Annotated in this window: 2 protein-coding genes; both read left to right on the top strand. The window is 41.2% G+C overall.

Annotated elements, in window-relative coordinates; genetic code table 11:
- Nucleotides 1-297: 297 nt before the first annotated feature.
- The gene (locus JX312_RS12460; protein WP_239653915.1) at nucleotides 298-1,239 is read left to right on the top strand and encodes a helix-turn-helix domain-containing protein; all 942 of its coding nucleotides are present in this window, start codon (nucleotides 298-300) and stop codon (nucleotides 1,237-1,239) included.
- Nucleotides 1,172-1,471 carry an HTH domain-containing protein gene (locus JX312_RS14375; protein ID WP_370541511.1) on the top strand — a complete coding sequence of 100 codons (300 nt, stop codon included), beginning with the start codon at nucleotides 1,172-1,174 and terminating at the stop codon, nucleotides 1,469-1,471. The genes JX312_RS12460 and JX312_RS14375 overlap by 68 nt, the downstream gene beginning before the upstream one ends.
- The last annotated feature ends 815 nt before the right edge of the window (nucleotides 1,472-2,286 follow it).

The raw sequence follows: 2,286 nt of genomic DNA, 5'->3' as shown, positions 1-2,286 counted from the left end.
CAGAATTTTTTGTTTTCTTCACACATTTTACTAAAAAATGTTGAATCTGACGGTCAACACTTTTCCGGACTAGACATGGCACAGCAATTATGACGCTGACATGGCGATAAGGAATAATTATGATTAGGAAACGGAGGGAGCATCGCTCCCTCCGTTTCTTTTGTTACCTCATAGAGGTGATTCTACATAAAATTTGCTTAAATTACCGCGTAAAACAAAGATTTAATGTCATCTTCTCAATAAAAATGTGTACCTTTGTAAATCTATTGGAACCATATTATAGGCAAGTCATTTAGAATGAAATTAAATACTTTGATAGCAGAGTGTACTGCATACGACTTCAAGATGATGCTTGAAGAGAAGAAGCCAAAGAGTTGGTTGNAGAGCGTAAGTGCATTTGCTNATNGCTTAGGAGGCTCTCTTTTCTTTGGCATCTATAATGATGGTATCGTCAAAGGACTTGATGATGTGCAGCATGTATGTGAGGCTATCAGTAGCAGGATTCGCGACTATATGGATCCTCAGCCAGAGGTTGAAATGATTCCCTATGATATAGATGGTTTGCATATCTTGCAGCTCAAGGTTNATGCAGGACATTATACTCCGTATTACTACGTTGGTGATGGTCAGCGTGTTGCATTTATCCGTATTGGCGACGAAAGTGTTCCCGTAACCGCTGAACAAAGGGTACGGCTGGTGTTGAAAGGTTCGAATAAGACCTTCGATTCTCTTCATACGGAATATAAAATAAAAGACTATGCTTTCACGATATTAGCGAATACTTTCAAAGACCGCACTAAACAAGAATGGGACAAGAAATTTCTTTTGTCGTTTGGATTGATAAATAGTGCAAAGAATCTTACGAATGCTGGTGCTTTGTTTGTTNATGACTGTCCATTGATGCAATCTCGCCTATACTGCACACGTTGGGATGGAAAGGAAAAGGGTGATGCAATAAATGATGCAGAGTTTACAGGAAACGTACTCATGTTGCTTCGTGAGGCTATGAACTTTGTGAAATCCAACACAAAGAAAGGTTGGGAGAAGTTACCTGATGGGAGAAAGAACAAGCCTGAGTATGCAGAACGTGCTGTTTTCGAAGCTATGGTTAACCACTTTATCCACCGTGACTATACTGTTATGGGTGGCGAGGTGCATATTGATATCTACGATGATCGTCTTTCTGTCACTCAAATCGACCCCGACCCAGTTTCAAACTATCATCTTTGCCTCTACTGAGAACTCTAATGTCGGAGATAGTGACGGAGATATGTCGGAGACTAAACTCTCTGAACGTCAACGTAAAATCCTCAATCTAATCAAGGAATCTCCAACAATTAGTGGTCGACAGATGTCGGAGATACTGTCGGTGAGTCAACGCACTATTGAACGTGATCTTTCTGCTTTACAGAAATTCGATATGCTGAAACATAAAGGCAAGGCTAACGATGGTACGTGGGTAATTTTATAATATGTGTGGTATAAATTGAGGATTTTGTTGAAATTGAGAAATTTTGCTAACTTTTCGTCATCTAAATAATTAGGAAATTCAGTTTTATGTTACCAATTCCTACTGATGGACAGGTTATAGGTAAGAGAATAGTGGCGAAATGGTACTCATGCCTTATATTATACTCCAACAAAATTTCAACGTTGAGGAACAAAGATTAAAAGCTTTTGATACAATAGTTTAACACAGAGCCATGGAGGGACAGAGGTTTTATTGAGCCTGTATTCATTTAAATTTCCTTCATGGTGAGTGTCAAGCCGTAGCTGCTGTTGCGAGCAATCGCTGCTACGACTTGTTAAATTATGGATATCCGGCATCGCGGATTCCTTATGCCTATGGCATATAGGGTGGGGCGCTGATATGGCGGATGGGGCGCGGATTTATTTTTTTCATGTCAAAGTCAATCCGGAATGTTGAGGCTCAGCGGATTTGGCAGCCAACGGCAGCCAACGGAGAGTTGCGGATCGAAGCCGATGGATAAGGATCTATCGGCTAATACGGACAACCAAAATCCGTCTCGTACAGCATATCAAAAGATCCGCGTGCCATCTGCTCTGTCCGCGTCCTGCCAGAAACACCGCAAGGTGAGAGGGAATCCGCGATGCTTCAAATTCTTAATATGCATCCATTTATATTGCTATACCATGTATTTTTGCGGGCTTGCTTAGCGACTTGGCAGGAGCGACCAGTTGAGAGTAGTGTGGCGTCCTGAAAAATATTGACGGGTCAGAGGGTTTGAGATTATGAATGAATGTTAAACAGTCCGAAGACTGTGG

Source organism: Barnesiella sp. CU968 (genome assembly GCF_905219685.1).
Taxonomy (GTDB): domain Bacteria; phylum Bacteroidota; class Bacteroidia; order Bacteroidales; family Muribaculaceae; genus Lepagella; species Lepagella muris_A.
Note: the sequence above shows the minus strand (reverse complement) of the source record. Positions and strands in the feature narration are given on the sequence as shown.

Bases quoted from the DNA above. Each gene is read 5' to 3' on its own strand.
- JX312_RS14375 (WP_370541511.1), top strand. From the start codon at position 1,172: ATGATCGTCTTTCTGTCACTCAAATCGACCCCGACCCAGTTTCAAACT.